Here is a 17,390-nt window from a genome sequence, read left to right on the forward strand (position 1 = left end):
GCGGCGACGGCCGGTACGTCGCAGACACGGCGGGACACGCGTCAGCCCGCAGAACGGCCACGATGTTTCGCAACCTACTCCCACCTGAGGCCCGACCCGGATTCCAGACGGTCACCCGGCCCGCAACGTTGGACGACACGCTGGCAACGGCGATCTGCCGCCGGGAGTCCCTGCCCACCTTCGACCTGCTGCGGCGTCCTGCCTCGTGCACGTACCGGATCACCAGACCGGTTGGTCGCAAGTCGACCTCTGACAAGGCTCGAGCGGTCGCGTTTGAGAGCTTCTCCTCTGACGAGCCCAACCTCCGGCGCGGCCCTCACCGGGGGGCGCGCATGGGTCCCAGCAGCTGCGGCATCAGCCATGGCCCCAGGTGACTCACAGCAGCCTGCCGAAGGTGCACCCCGTCGAACCTCAGCTGCTGCCCGTCGATGGACTCCTTGAAGTGCCCGTCGGGGCCAGTCTTGCGGTCCAAGGCGATCACTGGCACGTGATCGGACGCCGCCACTTGCCGTAGCAAGGCGTTCCAGCGATCGGTGCGCGCGGGGACGTCCTCAGGCCACAGCGTGCCGTCCGGCTGCTCACCGCGCCGGTAGTAGGGCGCCGCCACCCACACGACCCGTGCACCGGTGGACGCCTCCACGGCTGCGGCTGCATGCAGCTGACGCACGAGGTACGCGTCGTATGCCGGGTCGCCGATGTGCGTCCATCGCCCCTGGAAGACGCGGTCCATCACCTCCCACCTGCCCACGAGCATCACCACGACGTCCGGCCGGGTGCTGGTGATGGCTCCTCGCCACCGGCTCTGCCACACGGCGCAGAGCTTTCTCTGGCGGCGGAGCTGGCCGAAGTAGTGGTAGCTCCCACCGATCGTCAGTCCACAGCCCAGGACCGCCGCGTCGGTGACGTGGATCCCTCGCGCGCGGAGATAAGGGCTCAATCCGGCAGCCAGGCTCTTTCCCACCGAGTCACCGACGACGAGTACGTCGCGGGCTGAGGGTGCTGGGGATCGGGTCCCTGGTGCGCGGGCAGCGCGTACGGCGCGCTGACCAGCCGTGGAAGGGGTCGGTGAGATCTCGTCCGCGCTGCGTACAGCGGTCGAGACGTCGGCCTCTCCCGTCGCCAGCTCTGCGGGCGGTGTGCCGCTCCCCGGCGCCAGGAGGAGAACCGCTCCGATCTCAGCGACTGCCAGGAAGCCAACCATCGCACGGCGGCGGACGGACGACAGGCACGCGGTGCGGAAGGGACGCTCCACCAGCATGAAGGAGCCCGAAGCGACTGTAAGGGTCACGATGATGCGAACCGCCAGCAGCCAGCCGCCGTGTAGGCCGGTGCGTTCGGCGGTCAGCAACCCGAACAGCGGCCAGTGCCAGAGGTACACCCCGTAGGAGATGACCCCGAGCCATCGCAGCAGAGGAGTGCTCAACACCCTGGCCAGCACAGAGAACTGGTCCGTCACGACGGCCGCGATGACCAGTGTCGCGGCCACTGCGCCAAGCGCCATCCCACCCTGGTACAGCCACGGCGAGGAGCCGCTGGCACGCGCCCACAAGGCGCCGATGGCGACGGCGCCGGACCAGCCCGCCACAGCGATGAGCAGTCGCCCGAACGGTCGCACAGGACGGTCGCCATTCGAAGCCCGCTCCGTCAGTATGAAAGCCAGCGCCGCTCCAAGCAGAAGACTCGCCGCACGGGTGTCCGTTCCGTAGTAGACACGGGACGGGTCGGCTCGGGGCTTGGCCTGCAGGGCCATGTCCGTGATCGACGCGGCGGCCGCAAGCACCGTCACCCCCAAGGCCCACGCCGTACGACGGCGGAGACCGGCTGCGCCCGAGGCGGTGTGCCACAGTCCCGCGGCGAGCAACAGAGGCCAGACCAGGTAGAACTGCTCTTCGATCGACAACGACCAGGTGTGCTGCAGTAGTGACGGCAGCGTCGTCTGCTCGAAGTAGCCGTTCCCCGCCGCGAGAAGGTGCCAGTTCTGGACGTAGGCCAACGTCGCCAGCACGTCCCCGCGCGGCGCCGTCGGCGACCCGTCCCCAGCCCAGCGGCTCAGCGGCACAACGACGGCAAGCAGCAGCGCGAGCGCCGGCAGAAGACGGCGGGCACGCCTTCCCCAGAACCGCCAGATGTCGATGTGACCGGTCGAGCGGAGCTCCTGAAGCAGCAGTGAGGTGATAAGGAAGCCGCTGAGGACGAAGAACGCGTCCACGCCGAGAAAGCCGCCCCCCATCCAGCCCGCACCGCCGTGGTACAGCACAACGGCGATAACGGCGAGGCCACGCATGCCGTCGAGTGCCCGAACGTGGCCTATCCGCTGAGGCGCCACGGTCGCAGCCGAAGGGCGGTGCTCGCTCACACCTTCGCCCAGCACTTGGCGAGGCCCAGCGTCGTCATCTGCTCTCGGGCGGCGAGACCGGCGGGGTCCTCGACGGCCACCGCGCGGAGCAGGAGGTGCTGAGCACGAACACCATGCTAGGGCGGCGGGCGGCAGGCGGCGACGTCACCTATCGGCACCTGGCGCAGATCAAGGATGACGCCGGGTCAGTGGAGCTGCGTGAGCGAAAGGATGTTTCCGTCGGGGTCCGTGAACCACGCCACGCGGTCGCCGTTGGGAGCAGTCCACACCCCTTGAGCGTCCAGCTCCACGCCCTCGTAGCGGACGAACTTGACTCCGGCTGACCCCAGTGATGTAACAGTCGTGGTGATGTCAGGAACGCGCCAGCCGAGCACTGTATAGCCGGGGTGGCCGACCTGGGCTACCGCTGTGACCCGGAGCATCGTGCCATGGGCGTTGAACGAACAGGCATACGGATCCTCGTGCACGACGGGGAGTCCGAGGACGCCTTCGTAGAACGACCGGGCGCGGGCCAGGTCCGTTGTGGCAGCGAAAGCGACCACGTCGCACGTCTCAAGCACGGCCACCTCCTTCGGTCCCCCCGGAAGGGTACGTGCGCATCTCGAGGTGTCTCCTCGGACCGGACCGACGCGCCCACTGAAGGGCGCCGCCCTCCTGAGCGGACCTATCCTCGAACCGTGGACGGTCCATACTTCTCCAAGTGGCTCGCCGGCCTGGTGCTGGGGTTGCCGTCGATACTAGTGCTGCTGTGGCTGCGGAAACGGGCCCGCAATGACCAACAGTCGGCTCGCGGCCAGCTCGGCACCTGAGGACGTCCGCCGGTTGGCCGGCGGTGGACGCAGGCGTCAGAACGTGAAGCGAGCTAGGCCGCCGGGGTCCGCCGCCGCCCCACAGTCGCGGTGCGTGGCTCGATTCGATACACGTTCCACGGCGGTGGTCCCTAGCTGTACTGACCGGTGAGATTGGTTAAGCGGCTGATGGGTGTTGCCTTGCCGATCGCGGGTGTGGGGCCGGTGGTGGTTGTACTGGTGAAGCCATGCTGGCAGGGCTTTGCGGCGGGTGTCTTCGGAGGCATAGAACTTCTTGAAGGCCCACCCGTCGGCCAGGGTGCGGTGGAATCGTTCGATCTTGCCGTTGGTCTGTGGTCGGTAGGGCCGGGTCCGCTGGGGCGTGATGCCCAGCTCGGCGCAGGTGTCGCGCCAATGATGTGCTCGGTAACAGCTGCCATTGTCGGACAGCACCCTCTCGACGACGACGCCTCGGGCAGCGAACCAGGCGACCGCGCGGCGCAGCACCGCGGCGGCCGTGGCGGTGGTCTCGTCGTTGTGGATCTCGGCGTAGGCGACCCGGGAGTGGTCATCGAGCACGGTGTGCACGAAGGCGGTGCCCATCTTGCGGTGGCTGTGGGCGTTCATCGGCTTGCCAGGGGTGAGCGTGCGGCTGCGGTCGCCCTGTCGCCGTCCGACGTACCGCCAGCCGCCACCATCGGGGAGGTTGCCCAGCTTCTTGACGTCCACGTGCAGCAGGGCACCGGGGTAGGGGTGCTCGTAACGGCGGACCGGTTCGCCGCTGACCCGATCCACATGGCTGAGCCGGTTGAGCCGGCACCGCACGAGGACCGCGTGGACCGTCGATGCGGCCACCCCCACCTGGTCGGCGATCGCGACCGGCCCCAACCGCTGCTTCCATCGCAGGTGAACGATCCGCCGCACGACCGGTGCTGGGGTCCGGTTTGGGGACCGGTGCGGACGTGAGGACCGGTCGCCCATCCCGTCCGGACCCATTACGGCATACCGGTCGGCCCACCGCTTCGCGGTCGGCCACGACACGTCGTACCGTTCCGCGGCCCGGGCCACCGGCCAGCCCTGGTCGACGATCAGCCGCGCCAGCCGGAACCGGGCGCGCGGGGTCAGAGCAGCGTTAGCGTGGGACACGAAGACCTCCTGGGTGGCGGAGCGGTTCCTAGACAGCTCCACGTCACGCCCGGAGGTCTTCCCCTATCAAGCACTCAGATTGTGTCGTCACACAACCTCAACCAACGTGCCCGGTCAGTACACCTAGCGGCGCTCAGCAGCCAGGTGCTGACCGGCTCTTTGACGACGTCCGCCTGGTCGGTCGGCATCGGCCGAGCGCGTTTTTGGACGGCCACGTGATGGTGGGTTCTAGTCAACGTCGCAACACTGGCTGGTTCTGGGAGGCTAGCAGCGCGGCGAAGAGGTCGGCTGGCGCGCGGTTGTTGAGCACGAGTCTGGGTCGCCTGTTGAGCTCGTTCTCGACCTCCAGCAGGTGCTTCGCCGAGTGCGTGCTCAGGTTGGTTCCTTTCGGGAAGTAGTCGCGCAGCAGGCCGTTCATGTTCTCGTTGGAGCCGCGCTGCCAGGGCGAGTGGGAGTCACAGAAGTAGACCGGTGCCCCCAGAGTTTTGGCGATGGTGAGGTGACGGGCCATCTCCGTGCCCTGGTCCCAGGTGATCGATCGCAGGAGGTGAGCCGGTAGGTCGCCCATGCGGTGCTTCAACGCTTCGTGGAGGGTGTCGCCGTCGCGTCGGGGAAGATGTAGCAGCCGTACCAGGCGGGTCTTGCGTTCGACGAGGGTGCCGATCGCCGACCGCTGGTCCTTGCCGATGATGAGGTCGCCCTCCCAGTGCCCGGCCTGCGAACGGTCCTGGGGCAGGAACGGGCGCTGATGGATCGACAGCATCGGCTGCTCGAACCGCGGCCGGCGCCGCTCGACCCGTTGATGGGCACGCCGGTGATCGCGGCCGGTGCGCAAGGGCGAACGGTGGTGCGGGGCCAGCCGTGATGGCCGGAACAGCACCGATCCGGGCTGATAGACGGCCTGGTAGATGCTCTCGTGGCAAAGGCGCATTGAGCGGTCCTGCGCAAACCGGCCCTTGAGGTGCCGGCTGATCTGCTGCGGGCTCCACCGCTGCGCCAGCAGGTGCGCGACGAGATCTCGCAGCTCGTGGTTGGTCTCGAGGCGGCGCCGGTGATGGCGGGCACGACGGGCGGTCGCCTTCCGGTGGGCCTGGAACGGTCGGTAGCCGCCGCGGCCGGTGGCGTTGCGGCGCAGTTCGCGCGAGACCGTCGAGGGCGCCCTACCGAGCCGGTGCGCGATCTGACGGATGCTCAGCCCGGCACGGCGCAGGTCGGCGATCTCGATCCGCTCGTCCTCGGACAGGAACCGGGCGCTGACCTGGCGAACCGCGAGGCGGTCCAGCGGGGGCACGAACCCGACCAGAACACCGTTGCGGTAGGTCTTGTACCCGCGAGCCCAGTTGTTGCCCGCGCTGCGCGACGCGCCGACCTCTCGAGCAGCCGCGCGGATGCTGAACCCCCGCGCCCGCAGCTCCATGAACCGCTGCCGCTTGGCCGACTGTGGGCGCCGCCCCGGCCCCTTCTTCACACGACGCGTAGATGTCAACACGACCTCCAAGAATGTCGGAAGTGTTGCGACCGTCGCTGGAAACCGCCGATGCAGGGGTGGCACGGCTGGGCCGGTGAGATCGGGCAGGTGTGCGTCGCCCCCCGACGGTCCGCCCTGCCCGTGTGGGGCGATATGGTGCCGCGAGCAGTATGCCGGGCGTCGCGCGACCCCGGCGGCGGGCCTGCCGACAGGGACCACCCTAGGGGACCTGGGCGACGCCGCCCGCTCGGGCGGTCAGCAGGCGTGAGGAGCCGTGCTCGGCGCCGCGACGTCCTGGCCCCTAGCTGGAGAGGCAACTGGCTTCGAGGGCCCAAGGTCTTCTGACCGCGCAGGGCACACATCGGACCGACAGCAGTCAGAACGATGGCCGATGTCTTGACTGACCTTGCGGCCCCCTTCATTGTTCGACCGTCGAACAAATAGTTCGGATGCGCCGTGGCCGCACGACGGCCAGACCCGGAAGGGGATTCACGTGGCACCAAAGGAAACACGCATGCGGCCGGCCTGGAAGGCGCTCGCCGGAACCATCGTCCTCCTAATCGCCGGCTGCGGCGGGGGGTCCACCGCTAGCCAGCAGAGCGCATCCACGCATCCGCCAGCGGGGCCGGTCGCCGAGCCCACCGGCCCCGTCACCATCACCTTCGCGTCCTGGGTCGGCAACGAGCCGGTGATCCAGTCACTCGCCCGGAAGTTCCACTCGCAACATCCCAACATCACGGTGAAGTTCCAGAACGTGCCGGCGGAGGAGGCGACGCAGAAGCTCACCACGCAGATCGCTGGCGGAAACGCCCCTGACGCTGCGTACGTCGACGCGAGCACCGTGGCCGCCTTCGCGTCCCGCGGTGCCCTCACCCAGCTCGACGACTACATCGCCCGGGGCAGGGGCATCGACCCGAAGGATTACGTCCCCGCCTTCAAGACCTCGACGGTCTACAAGGGCAAGATGTACGGACTGCCCTTCGACGGCGAGTCCACGGGCCTGTTCTACCGGACCGACTTGTTTGCGGCAGCGGGCATCACGGCCCCGCCTAGGACGTGGGAGGAGTTCCAGGCTGACGCGGCGCGGCTGACGCAGCCGGACAAGAAGCAGTACGGCTACATCCTCTTTGCTCCGGAGTCGGCCTACTACTGGTACCCCTGGCTCTGGCAGAACGGCGGGCAGCTGCTCAACGAGGACGGCACGGCGGCGGCCTTCAACTCGGACAAGGCGAAGACTGCCGCCTCGTTCTACGTGGGTCTGGCGAAGTACTCGCCCAAGGACTTCCTCAACTCCAACTCCTACGACGGCCGCGTGGCGTTCGCGACCGGCAAGGTCGCCATGTACATGGCCGGCGCCTGGTTCGCCGGCGTCCTCGACGGCGAGTTCCCGAAGATCAAGGGCAAGTGGGCCGCAGCGCCCCTGCCAGAAGGTCCCGCCGGCTGCGCCACGACCGTCGCAGGCGACAGCCTCGTCATGTTCAGTGGCGGCAAGAACCAGGACGCGGCGTGGAAGTGGCTGGAGTTCCTCTCACAGCCAGAGAACATCGCTTTATGGACATACAAGAGCAAGGGCAGCACCCTGTTGCCCCCCCGCACGTCGCTGCTGGAGTCTTCCGACCTCACGGCCCAGAAGCCGATCCTCAAGGGCTTCGCCGACCAGATGAAGTGCGGCGTGAGCAACGTTATTGCCAACCCCAAGTGGCCCAAGGTCGAGGACAAGCTCAACCAAGACCTGGGGAAGGCGTTCTACGGCGACGAGTCCGTCTCCGATGCCCTCGACCACGCAGCCCAGCAGGCTGACCAGATCCTCAGACACTGAGCCGGCCGACATGCGCGACGACTATGCAGGACAAGGAGGTACGACGGTGGCGCAGAGCCGCGCCGAGCCGAGGTCAGCCCACGTACCGCTGAGAGGTGCGGCCGTGCCGCAGGCACTGCGGCGCACGCTTCGCGCGATGCGCCGGGAGTGGAGCGCCTACCTCTTCCTCGCACCAGGACTCCTGCTGTTCTCGGTCTTCACCCTCTTTGCCCTCGGCTTTGCGCTCTACCTCACGTTCCACCAGTGGAGCATCATCGAGCCGGACAAAGCCTTCGTGGGGCTGCAGAACTACCGCGACATGGCCACTGACACCGACTTCCGCAACTCGGTTCTCAACACCGCCTACTTCACCGGCGGCTCGGTGCCGTTCACCATGCTCATCGGCCTCGCCCTGGCCCTCCTGCTCAACCAGCCGCTCCCGGGACGGGGCCTCCTGCGCACCATGTACTTCCTGCCGGCCGTGACCCCTTTTGTAGTGCTCTCGATCATCTGGAAGTGGCTATACAACGGCGACTTCGGCCTCTTCAACTACTACCTGCTCAAGGCCCACGTCATCGACAAGCCGCTGCTGTTCCTGTCCGACAAGCACCTGGCCATGCCTTCAGTCATCCTCATGACGGTCTGGTCCGGGGTCGGCTTCTCGATGATCGTCTACCTTGCCGGGCTGCAGGGCATTCCAGCCGAGCTGTACGACGCCGCCAAGGTGGACGGTGCCGGTGCGTTGGCCCGGCTGCGGTACATCACCATCCCACTGCTGGCGCCCACCACGCTGTTCCTACTGGTGATGGGGATCATCGGCTCATTCCAGGTCTTCACCCAGATCTTCGTCATGACCAGCGGCGGGCCGGTGGACCGGACCACCACGGTCGTCTACTACATCTACCAAGCGGCCTTCCAGAACTACGAGATGGGCTACGCAAGCACGCTGGCCTTCGGACTCTTCGCGATGCTGTTCGTCTTCACCGTGATCCAGCTGAGCCTCTACCGACGGGAGGACTCGTGATTCCCGATCTGCGCCCCGGCGGCTCGCCTCCCAACGGGCTGGGCGGCGAGCCCCGGAGTCGGCCAGCGCCACGGCGGCCGCGTAGGCCGCAGCGTCGCCACCTCGGGATGGCGGCCGCCTACCTCGTGCTGGTACCCGGTGCCGTGCTCTTCGTCGCCCCATTCGCCTGGATGGTCAGCGCCTCGTTGCAGCACCTAGGCGACATGTTCTCGTGGCCGCCGCAGTGGCTGCCCCGCCACGCCACCCTCGACGGCTACCGGACGTTCCTCGGGATCGGCCCGGATGCGAGCCGGGGCGCGCAGGACGCCGGGCGGTGGTTCCTTAACAGCGTCTTCGTCGCCACCTCCGTCACCGTCCTCCAGTTGTTCTTCAACTCGCTGGCCGCTTACGTTTTCGCCAAGCGGCGATTTCCGGGCCGAGACGGGATCTTCCTGCTCTTCCTTGGCACCATGATGGTTCCCGGCCAAGTGACGCTGATCCCGAATTACCTCGTGCTCAAGCACATCCCGCTGTTCGGGGGCAACAACCTGCTTGGGGTCGGCGGCCACGGCTGGCTCGACTCCTACTACGGCCTCATCCTTCCCGGCGCCGTGAGCGCGTTCGGCATCTTCCTCATGAGGCAGTACATGAGGTCCATCCCCGACGAGCTCCTCGACGCCGCGCGCATCGACGGGGCGTCGGAACTGCGGATCTTCCTGCAGGTGGTGCTGCCCCTATGTACCCCTGCTCTGGCCGCCATGGGGATCTTCACGTTCATCTACGCCTGGGAGGACTTCTTCTGGCCACTGATCATCGTCTCCAGCCCTGAGCACTACACCGCGCCGCTTGGGCTGGCCCTCTTCGTCGTCAAGAACCGCACGGCCTGGGACGTCCTCATGGCCGGCTCGGTCATCGCCACTCTTCCGATGGTGGCGGTCTTCCTGCTTTTCCAACGTAGGTTCATCCAAGGCATCGCGCTCACGGGCCTCAAGGGCTGACTGGAAGCCGCAGCAGGTAGCGCGAGGGCTCGAGACGGCTCCCGGTCGTGTTGACGTCGTGCACTCTCTTGGATGGGCCCAGCGCCGTACGCATGCGCTGGCAGAGGGCACTCAGTGTCCGCATATCGCTGCTGAGCGAGAATGGTCCGCCACGGGGCCTTGTGAGACGCCAGAGCGGACGTGACCAGCTGACCTGGGCCGTCGCCTTTAGAGGCTCGGCTTGCGGCGGGCTGCAGCTGCTGGCGGCCGGGCCAGGGGCAGTCATTGCCGCCGGGTCAGCGGCGTTTGCCATCCGCGGTGCGCAACTGTCGCCCTATCGACGGCAAGCCTCTGACGCGGTTGAGTGGGTCTCGTGTCGTATGCCTCTCGCGTCTCGACGGCACGCGGGGTCGTGCGGACCTACCTACTGCTGGTGCTCGGCAACACCCTGGCCCAGGCCCTGATCTGGGGTATCAACACGATCTTTCTGCTCGACGCCGGCCTGTCGAACCTGCAGGCCTTCGCGGCGAACGCGTTCTTCACCGCGGGCATGGTGATCTTCGAGGTGCCCACCGGGGTCGTCGCCGACACGATCGGTCGCCGCGCGTCCTACCTGCTCGGGACGGTCACCCTCAGCTCGATGACGCTCGCGCACGTCGGGCTCTGGCACTGGCACTCACCATTCTGGCTGTGGGCGCTGGCGTCGATCGGGCTCGGACTGGGCTTCACGTTCTTCTCGGGCGCGGTGGAGGCGTGGCTCATTGACGCCCTGGAAGCGGCCAACTTCACCGGCACGGTCGAGTCCGTCTTCGGCCGCGGCCAAGTGGTGGGAGGGTCTGCGATGCTGGTCGGCTCGCTCGGCGGGGGCCTGATCGCCCAGCAGACCTCGCTCGGAGTGCCATTCGTGCTGCGGGCCGCGATCCTGGCGTTGATGTTCCTCTTCGCGTTCGTCGTGATGCACGACATCGGCTTCACCCCCGATCCGCACGGACGTCCGCTCGCCGAGATGCGACGGATCGCCGTGACGTCGGTGGACCTGGGGTGGCGGGTGCCCGCGGTCAAGTGGCTGATGGTCGAGTCGCTGTTCACCGGCGGCGTGGCCATCTACGCGTTCTACGCGCTGCAGCCGTATCTGTTGGAGCTCTACGGTGACCCCGGGGCGTACCAGGTCGCGGGCCTGGCCGCGGCGATCGTCGCCGGCGCCCAGATCCTGGGCGGTCTGGTCGCTCCCCGGCTGCGCCGCGTGGTCCACCGCCGGACGACCGCCCTGCTCGCCATCTCGGCTCTGGGCACGGTGGCGTTGGCGCTAATCGGGATCCTGCACAGCTTCTGGGCCGTCATCACGCTGGTGAGCCTGTGGGGTCTGCTCTACGCCGCCGCGATGCCCATCCGCCAGACCTACATCAACGGCCTGATCCCCTCCAAGCAACGCGCCACCATCCTGTCCTTCGACTCCCTGATGGGCTCCAGCGGTGGCGTGTGGGGTCAGCCGGTCCTCGGAAAGTCAGCCGACCTCTGGGGGTACGGACCGTCGTACGTGTGCGGAGCCGCGATCTCTGGGTTCGCGCTGCCCGCCCTGCTGCTCTCACGTCGACAGGACGCACCTGCCGACCGCGTCACGGCAAGCCCCACCACCCTCGGCTTGGACCCGACCGAGCCAAGCTGAGTACCTACCAGACACGGGCGTCACCGGTCGAGGAACAGGAAGGCAGAGAAGCCGCGGCTTGCGCGGCAGCGCCCCTTCAGCAAACCTCAGACTGGGTCGTCAAGAAGCGGTTCTTCCATGGTGCGGCCAGTGAACCTGCGGGGGCAGGCGAGGGGCGCCGCAGGCGGGATGCAACGTGGGCTGAAGTGCAGCAGGGCTGCGAGCCTACGTGCTGGGCGGCTGCGCCAGGTGCGGCTGGCTAAGGGGTCTGCTGCGACGGAGTCGACGCCTCAGGTGCGGACGGTGCGGTCGGCTCAGTTGTCGGACCGTGATCGGTGGGGGCGTTGGTGGACGGCCCTGACTCGGACGGCGTGCCGGTCGGCTGTGACTCACTGATGGGCGGAGCCGTGGCGATTTGGGTGGCAGATGCGGCCCTCGTCGAGGTCTCGCTTGCGCCAGGTGTGCCAATCCGCTGCGGGGTGGAGGGGTCTTTGGGCGTCTTCTGCGACGTGGGCCCCGAGCCATCGAACGCCGTTGACAGCGTGGTCCCCTTCGCGGAGCTGTTGGACACCGGGTGTCCCAGCAGCGCCTCGGCGCCCGTGATGGCGCCCAAGGCGAGTCCCGCGGCGGCGACGACTGCGACGCCGCCTGCGGCCCAGCGCGGGACGGAGGGGGTCCGACGGGGCCGGTGGGCGGCGGCGTTGGCGTTGGCGTCATCTCCGTTGTCGGCCACGGCGGTGGTTCCTGGTCCGTGCACGACGTGGACGCGGCCGACGGCGTCACGGGTCATGACGATGGGGCGCACCTCGCGGATTCGCGTGCTGGCATGGCGCAGAGAGTGCGCATACACCGCGGAGGCGATGGTGGCCACCAGGGAACCGAAGACGGCGCCGATGATCGTTCCGGCGACGCCGAGGAACGACGCGGCGAGAGCCGAGGTCGCAGCGGCCAAGGCGCTGCCGACGACCTGTGCTGGGCTCAGGCCGAGGGCGTTGCTGGCGGGTTCGCGGGTGTTGGTACTTGAGGTCTGGGAGGAGCTGGTCGTAACGGGGGGAGCCATGGCGAGGTTCGGGACTTCCGTCGGGTGCGTCAGGAGACGTCCGCCGCCATTGCCGGACCAGTTCATAGTCTAAGGCTCGAGTCCCGATGCCCCGACGCGGCGGCGGTTCAAGGACAAGGTCGGCCCTGGCCCGTACACGGGCGCGCGCGCCTCGACGCGGGTCGGCGGTTGGCACGTAGAGGAACTCCGCCTGTGACATGCAACGGGTCGGGGCGTGTAATGGTCTATCATCTATATGGGTCATTACAACGACCTAAGTGGTCTTATCGGCGCACGGCAGCGTCATCTTCGCCGACTGCGTAGCCGTCCAGCATCGAGGCCACCGGGAAGGGGCTTCAGAGGGACTGCGGCCTGCCGTGCTGCTGGGCGCGTTCGTAGGACTGCGGCTGGCTGAGGTGGCGGCACTACGCGTCTCGGACATCGACTTCATGCGTGGCGTCGTAAGCCCAACCACCCAGTACCCGACGCGGCCGCTCAAGTCCGGGACGTCACCAACACCCATCCCAATCCCGTCCAACTTGGCCCTGATGCTGTCGGTCCGGTTCCACGACCTGCGGCACTACTTCGCCTCCCTGCTCATCGCGGCAGGGCTCGACGTCAAGGTCGTCCAGGCGCGACTGAGGCACGCGAGCGCCATGACGACCCTCAACACCTACGGGCACATGTGGCCAGACAAAGACGAGTCCTCACGGGCTGCCGTCGCCGTAGCTCTGGCAGCCCGTGAGGACAATCCAAGGACAAAGGGGGTGGTTGACTGACGTTGTTGCAGGTCAGCGCCTCGCGAGGCTCAGATGTCGTAGTACATCTCGAACTCGTGCGGGTGCGGCCGGAAGCGGATCGGGTCCACCTCGTTCTTGCGCTTCCACTCGATCCAGGTGTCGATCAGGTCCTGCGTGAACACGTCGCCCTCGAGCAGGAACTCGTGGTCGGCCTCCAGGGCGTCGAGAACCTCCGGCAGCGAGGCGGGCACCTGAGCGATGGCGTCGTGCTCCTCCGGAGGAAGCTCGTAGAGGTCCTTGTCCACCGGCTCCGGGGGTTCGATCCGGTTCTTGATGCCGTCCAAGCCGGCCATCAGCATGGCTGAGAAGGCGAGGTACGGGTTCGCCGACGGGTCCGGGACGCGGAACTCGATGCGCTTGGCCTTCGGCGAGTCGCCGGTGATCGGGATGCGCACACACGCGGAGCGGTTACGCGCGGAGTACACCAGGTTGACGGGCGCCTCGTAACCCGGAACCAGGCGGTGGTAGGAGTTGACGGTTGGGTTGGTGAAGGCGAGTACTGCGGGCGCGTGCCGGAGCAGACCCCCGATGTACCACCGGGCGATGTCGGACAGCCCGCCGTAGCCGCGCTCGTCGTAGAACAGCGGCTCGCCGTCCTTCCATAGCGACTGGTGCGAGTGCATCCCCGAGCCGTTGTCCCCGAAGAGCGGCTTGGGCATGAACGTGACGGTCTTGCCACCGTTCCATGCGACGTTCTTGACGATGTACTTGAACTTCAGGACGTCGTCCGCGGCCTGCTTCAGCGAGTTGAAGCGGTAGTTGATCTCCTGCTGGCCGGCCGTCCCCACCTCGTGGTGGGCGCGCTCGACGGTCAGACCCGCGTCCTCCAAGGCCAGGGTCATCTCGTCACGCATGTCGGCGAAGTGGTCGACCGGCGGGACGGGGAAGTACCCGCCCTTGTAGCGGGTCTTGTAGCCGCGGTTACCGCCGTCCTCGTCTCGGCCGGTGTTCCAGGCGGCCTCCACCGAGTCGATGAAGTAGTAGCCCGCATTCTGCTTCGTCTCGAACCGCACGTCGTCGAAGACGTAGAACTCGGCCTCGGCACCAAAGAACGCCGTGTCCGCGATACCGGTCGACTTCAGGTACGCCTCGGCCTTGGCCGCGATGTTTCGGGGGTCGCGCGAGTACTCCTCGCCCGTGAACGGGTCGACGATCGAGAAGTTGAGGATCAGCGTCTTCTCTTTGCGGAACGGGTCCAGGTAGGCGCTCGTGGGGTCCGGGATCAGCTTCATGTCCGACTCGTGGATCGCCTGGAAGCCACGGATCGAGGACCCGTCGAACATCTGGCCGTCCTTGAAGAAGTCGGCGTCCACGCTCTTGGCCGGCACGTTGAAGTGCTGCATGACGCCTGGCAGGTCGCAGAACCGCACGTCGATGAACTGCACGTTCTCGTTTTCGATGAACTTCAGGACCTCTTCAGCGTTGCTGAACAAACTGGGCCTCCTGGTAGTGGGCGAGGGCGCGGCGCCCCGTTGTGAGAACTGACAGGTCTGCCTGCGTTCTGGTGTCGCCCTCGACCCTAACGGCTGGGCATTTCTCGCCCATGACCCGGATGTTTCACTGGTGTTACGCAGCCCTAGGCTGTCGGCGTGGTCGACCGCAAGGACATCGGGTCGTGGCTCGAAGGGCCAGGATCGCGCTCCGGCGCCTCGTCGGCGTACCCAGGAGAACGGTTGGGTATGCCGCGCGGCGGAGCGGGCTCGGTCGGCCGGTTCGGTCGCCGGCTGGTCGCTGCGTTCGTCGACTGGGCGCTCTGCACGTTCATCGCCTCGGCCCTCTTCGCCGTTCCACTGCCCTTCAGCGGTCAGGCCGGAGGCCGCAGCTACGTCGTCCTGCTCGTCTTCGCGGCGGAGAACCTCCTCCTGGTCGGGACCCTCGGCTACACCGTGGGACAGCGGCTGCTCGGCCTGCGGGTCCGTTCCCTCGCGGCCGGTGCGGCGCGTCCGTTCCAGGTTCTGGTCCGCACCGTCCTCCTATGCCTTTTCCTTCCCGCGATGTTCTGGGACGGTGACGGACGCGGCCTGCACGACAAGGCAGCCGGCACTCTCATCGTCCGGACCTGAGCACCACCTCGCGGATCCGCGCCGACGCGTCCGTGACGATGTCGATGATCTCGCGGGTCTGTTCACCGGTCAGCCCGTGCCGCTTCCAGGCGTTACGGGCCTCCTGACGCAGCTGGTGGACGGCCTCCTCCACCTCACCGGCGGCCTTGGGCCGCGTCGAGTCCCACGGCTCATGGCCACCCACTGGTGTGGCAGTACGCCGGGCCTCCTGAGCGGCAGCACGGAGCTCGGCCCTGAGGTCCTTGGTCTGTCCGCGCACCCGCGACCGGACCTGCTCCGCGAGGTCGCGCACGGACAGGTCGAGGTCGGCTTCCAGGTCTGAGAGGTCGTCCTGCCGCGAGCGGACCTCCTCCCGGCCTGCTTCGGTGATGCGGTACACCGCCTTACGGCCCTCGTCGGTGCGCTCGACCAGCCCCTCCTCCTCCAGCTTGGCCAGGCGCGGGTACACGGTGCCAGCACTGGGGGAGTAGAGACCGTTGAAGCGCTGCTCCAGATCCTGGATGACCTCGTACCCGTGTCGGGGCCCTTCGTTCAGCAACGCCAGCACGTACAGCCGGAGCTGGCCGTGCGCGAACACCGGGCTCATGCCGAGCCCTCCTGTGCCGCTGCCCCCTGGAGGACCACGACGTTGCCTGATACGGCATTGGCCTTGAGGCGCAGGCTGCCCGCGCCCTCCGTGAGCCTCTTCCCTGTAGCGCGGGAGCGCTTGTCGATCGTGCGCCCGTCGATGACGACGTGGCCCGAGGCGGTGTTGGCCGTGACGTCATACCCGTCATGCGGGGCCCGTACGGTGACGTCGCCGGAGACCGAGTTCGACCTGATGGACGCCGTGCCGTTCACCAGGTCCAGGATCACGTCTCCACTCACGGTGTTGATGCTGACCTGCGGGGCGTCGCTGTGCTGAGCCGTGACCGCCCCTGACACCGAGTGCACGGTGAGCGGTCCGCGGACGTTGCCGCACTCGACCTCACCGCTGACCGTGTTCACCTCCACTGGCCCGGCGACGTCGTCGATCGTCATGGAACCCGACACGGTGTTGGCCTTGGCCCCGCAGCGCATGCCGGCCAGGAGCCCGGTGGCGCTGACCGTACTGACGGAGGTCTGGGCGTCCTCGGGGATCGAGATGCTGACCGACACGCGGTTGTGTTCGAGCCCGTCGAACACCTGTCTCACCTTCTCCAGGATCCTGGAGCTGTCGACACCGTGCGTGATCTTCAGCTTCGCACCGTCCCAGCGCACCTTCACGGGCATGCCCTCCACCTTGGCGATCTCCACACGGGCGGTGGGAGAGTCGGTGTGGGTCACCACGTCGACGCGCCCACCGACGATGGCGACGCTGAGCTCCTGCACGCGCTCGTCGTCACCGCCGACGTCCAGCACGCGGGCCGTGTCGATGGACCATTCCTCACTCATGGCTTTCCTTCCGGAGGGATTACGCTATATCGCGTCTTGGTTTACGCTATATCGCGTGTGGCCGCGAGGCAAGCATCCGACGATCCATCCCGGCGACGCAAGCGCCCGGGGACCGCGTCGCCCTTCGACCCGTGGGGGTCGTGGGCGCGGCTCCTCAGCGGCCGCGCATGGCCTTGCGGTCGACCCGGGCCCGCAGCGGGTCCATGCCGGCAGGAATGGGGGGCCGCAGACCGCCGAGCGACTTGAGCCGCTTGTTGACTGCCGAGACCTCCTCCTTGGTCAGCACCGGCTTCATCCGCGTGAGCTTGTTGCTGAGCTTGCGCACGGTCACCTGGCCCTCACCGTCGCCGACGACGACCGTGGTGACCGGGACGCCAGGAGCGACCCGCTCGACCTTCCGGCGCTCCTGCGTGACGAGCCGGGAGCGCCGGGCCTCCGGGCCCTCCGCGATGAGAACGATGCCAGGGCGTCCGAGGGCCCGGTAGACGAAGGCGGCTCCGGCCATGTCCTCAGGACGAGCACCGCGGGCGCCGTCCACGGCGACCGGCTGCTGGTCGAAGAACCAGCCGCGACGCAGCGAGCCGAGGGCGGCGCCGGCTGCTCCCGGCTGTCCTTCGATCGAGCTGTAGGCCGCCCTCTCGGCGCGCCGGCTGAGCACCAGGGTGGCGGCGAGCAGGCCGAGCGGAAGGCTGAGGATGAGGGCGTAGAGCCAGTGTCCGAGGAGCGCGCCGACGCCCACCGCGACCACCACCACGCCGAGGAAGGCGAGGAGCATCCACCACGGGATGGTCGGGTCCACCTGGCGCGCGGCCGTGAAGACCTGCCGAACCTGCGCGAACCGGCCGGGCTTGCTGGGCTTGTCCGAGTCGTGCTGCTGCTTCCTGGCCATGAGGG

The 17,390-nt window shown here is 67.6% G+C and carries 15 protein-coding genes and 1 pseudogene; 7 read left to right on the forward strand and 9 right to left on the reverse strand.

The annotated features are described in order from the left end of the window. Positions 1-316: 316 nt before the first annotated feature. Positions 317-2,356: an acyltransferase family protein gene (locus PHA84_RS15615; RefSeq protein WP_270889054.1), complete on the reverse strand. Its 2,040-nt coding sequence runs from the start codon at positions 2,354-2,356 to the stop codon at positions 317-319. A 185-nt stretch (positions 2,357-2,541) separates the two neighbouring features. Then, positions 2,542-2,916, reverse strand: coding sequence for a VOC family protein (locus PHA84_RS15620; RefSeq protein ID WP_270889055.1), 375 nt, complete (start codon positions 2,914-2,916; stop codon positions 2,542-2,544). Positions 2,917-3,033: 117 nt separating this feature from the next. Here PHA84_RS15620 and PHA84_RS15625 point away from each other — a divergent pair, with 117 nt between their 5' ends. Beyond that, positions 3,034-3,165: a hypothetical protein gene (locus PHA84_RS15625; RefSeq protein WP_270889056.1), complete on the forward strand. Its 132-nt coding sequence runs from the start codon at positions 3,034-3,036 to the stop codon at positions 3,163-3,165. A gap of 131 nt (positions 3,166-3,296) precedes the next feature. Here PHA84_RS15625 and PHA84_RS15630 read toward each other — a convergent pair. Then, positions 3,297-4,290: pseudogene (locus PHA84_RS15630) on the reverse strand (IS481 family transposase). 232 nt (positions 4,291-4,522) lie between these two features. Then, the gene (locus tag PHA84_RS15635) at positions 4,523-5,758 is read right to left on the reverse strand and encodes an IS30 family transposase (protein ID WP_442952915.1); all 1,236 of its coding nucleotides are present in this window, start codon (positions 5,756-5,758) and stop codon (positions 4,523-4,525) included. A 514-nt stretch (positions 5,759-6,272) separates the two neighbouring features. Between PHA84_RS15635 and PHA84_RS15640 the strand changes: the two genes are divergently transcribed. From PHA84_RS15640 to PHA84_RS15655, 4 genes are all read left to right on the forward strand, one after another. Further along, positions 6,273-7,577, forward strand: coding sequence for an ABC transporter substrate-binding protein (locus tag PHA84_RS15640; RefSeq protein ID WP_270889058.1), 1,305 nt, complete (start codon positions 6,273-6,275; stop codon positions 7,575-7,577). Between the two features lie 10 nt (positions 7,578-7,587). Further along, entirely contained in the window at positions 7,588-8,580 is a 993-nt protein-coding gene (locus PHA84_RS15645) for a carbohydrate ABC transporter permease (RefSeq protein ID WP_270889059.1), read from the forward strand. Positions 8,581-8,687: 107 nt separating this feature from the next. Further along, on the forward strand, positions 8,688-9,557 hold the full coding sequence (locus PHA84_RS15650) for a carbohydrate ABC transporter permease (RefSeq protein ID WP_270889060.1): 870 nt from the start codon (positions 8,688-8,690) through the stop codon (positions 9,555-9,557). Positions 9,558-9,909: 352 nt separating this feature from the next. Continuing rightward, positions 9,910-11,202 (forward strand): MFS transporter, encoded by a 1,293-nt coding sequence (locus PHA84_RS15655; RefSeq protein ID WP_270889061.1) that lies wholly within the window; start codon positions 9,910-9,912, stop codon positions 11,200-11,202. Between the two features lie 238 nt (positions 11,203-11,440). On the opposite strand, the gene PHA84_RS15660 is transcribed toward PHA84_RS15655, so the two are convergent. After that, the gene (locus PHA84_RS15660; RefSeq protein ID WP_270889062.1) at positions 11,441-12,241 is read right to left on the reverse strand and encodes a hypothetical protein; all 801 of its coding nucleotides are present in this window, start codon (positions 12,239-12,241) and stop codon (positions 11,441-11,443) included. A 257-nt stretch (positions 12,242-12,498) separates the two neighbouring features. Between PHA84_RS15660 and PHA84_RS15665 the strand changes: the two genes are divergently transcribed. Continuing rightward, on the forward strand, positions 12,499-12,999 hold the full coding sequence (locus PHA84_RS15665) for a site-specific integrase (protein WP_270889063.1): 501 nt from the start codon (positions 12,499-12,501) through the stop codon (positions 12,997-12,999). A 29-nt stretch (positions 13,000-13,028) separates the two neighbouring features. Here the strand turns inward: PHA84_RS15665 and glnA are convergent, their stop codons facing one another. Beyond that, a complete protein-coding gene (glnA, locus tag PHA84_RS15670) occupies positions 13,029-14,453 on the reverse strand; it encodes a type I glutamate--ammonia ligase (RefSeq protein ID WP_270889064.1) in 1,425 nt (474 codons plus the stop codon). Positions 14,454-14,609: 156 nt separating this feature from the next. Here glnA and PHA84_RS15675 point away from each other — a divergent pair, with 156 nt between their 5' ends. Then, the gene (locus PHA84_RS15675; protein WP_270889065.1) at positions 14,610-15,083 is read left to right on the forward strand and encodes an RDD family protein; all 474 of its coding nucleotides are present in this window, start codon (positions 14,610-14,612) and stop codon (positions 15,081-15,083) included. Here the strand turns inward: PHA84_RS15675 and PHA84_RS15680 are convergent. From PHA84_RS15680 to PHA84_RS15690, 3 genes are all read right to left on the reverse strand, one after another. Beyond that, positions 15,067-15,669 carry a PadR family transcriptional regulator gene (locus PHA84_RS15680; RefSeq protein WP_270889066.1) on the reverse strand — a complete coding sequence of 201 codons (603 nt, stop codon included), beginning with the start codon at positions 15,667-15,669 and terminating at the stop codon, positions 15,067-15,069. The two genes, PHA84_RS15675 and PHA84_RS15680, sit on opposite strands and share 17 nt — an antisense overlap. After that, positions 15,666-16,496, reverse strand: a complete 831-nt coding sequence (locus PHA84_RS15685) for a DUF4097 family beta strand repeat-containing protein (RefSeq protein ID WP_270889067.1) — start codon at positions 16,494-16,496, stop codon at positions 15,666-15,668. The genes PHA84_RS15680 and PHA84_RS15685 overlap by 4 nt, the downstream gene beginning before the upstream one ends. A gap of 154 nt (positions 16,497-16,650) precedes the next feature. Continuing rightward, positions 16,651-17,385, reverse strand: coding sequence for a DUF4191 domain-containing protein (locus tag PHA84_RS15690; RefSeq protein ID WP_270889068.1), 735 nt, complete (start codon positions 17,383-17,385; stop codon positions 16,651-16,653). Between the last annotated feature and the right edge of the window lie 5 nt (positions 17,386-17,390).

The organism is Pedococcus sp. 5OH_020, from assembly GCF_027812955.1.
Taxonomy (GTDB): Bacteria; Actinomycetota; Actinomycetes; order Actinomycetales; family Dermatophilaceae; genus Pedococcus.

What these genes read in the sequence shown, in the direction of transcription:
- PHA84_RS15645 (WP_270889059.1), top strand. Translation starts at nt 7,588, where the DNA reads ATGCGCGACGACTATGCAGGACAAGGAGGTACGACGGTGGCGCAGAGC.
- PHA84_RS15685 (WP_270889067.1), bottom strand. Translation starts at nt 16,496, where the DNA reads ATGAGTGAGGAATGGTCCATCGACACGGCCCGCGTGCTGGACGTCGGC.
- PHA84_RS15650 (WP_270889060.1), top strand. Translation starts at nt 8,688, where the DNA reads ATGGCGGCCGCCTACCTCGTGCTGGTACCCGGTGCCGTGCTCTTCGTC.
- PHA84_RS15660 (WP_270889062.1), bottom strand. Translation starts at nt 12,241, where the DNA reads ATGGCTCCCCCCGTTACGACCAGCTCCTCCCAGACCTCAAGTACCAAC.
- PHA84_RS15640 (WP_270889058.1), top strand. Translation starts at nt 6,273, where the DNA reads ATGCGGCCGGCCTGGAAGGCGCTCGCCGGAACCATCGTCCTCCTAATC.
- PHA84_RS15690 (WP_270889068.1), bottom strand. Translation starts at nt 17,385, where the DNA reads ATGGCCAGGAAGCAGCAGCACGACTCGGACAAGCCCAGCAAGCCCGGC.
- PHA84_RS15680 (WP_270889066.1), bottom strand. Translation starts at nt 15,669, where the DNA reads ATGAGCCCGGTGTTCGCGCACGGCCAGCTCCGGCTGTACGTGCTGGCG.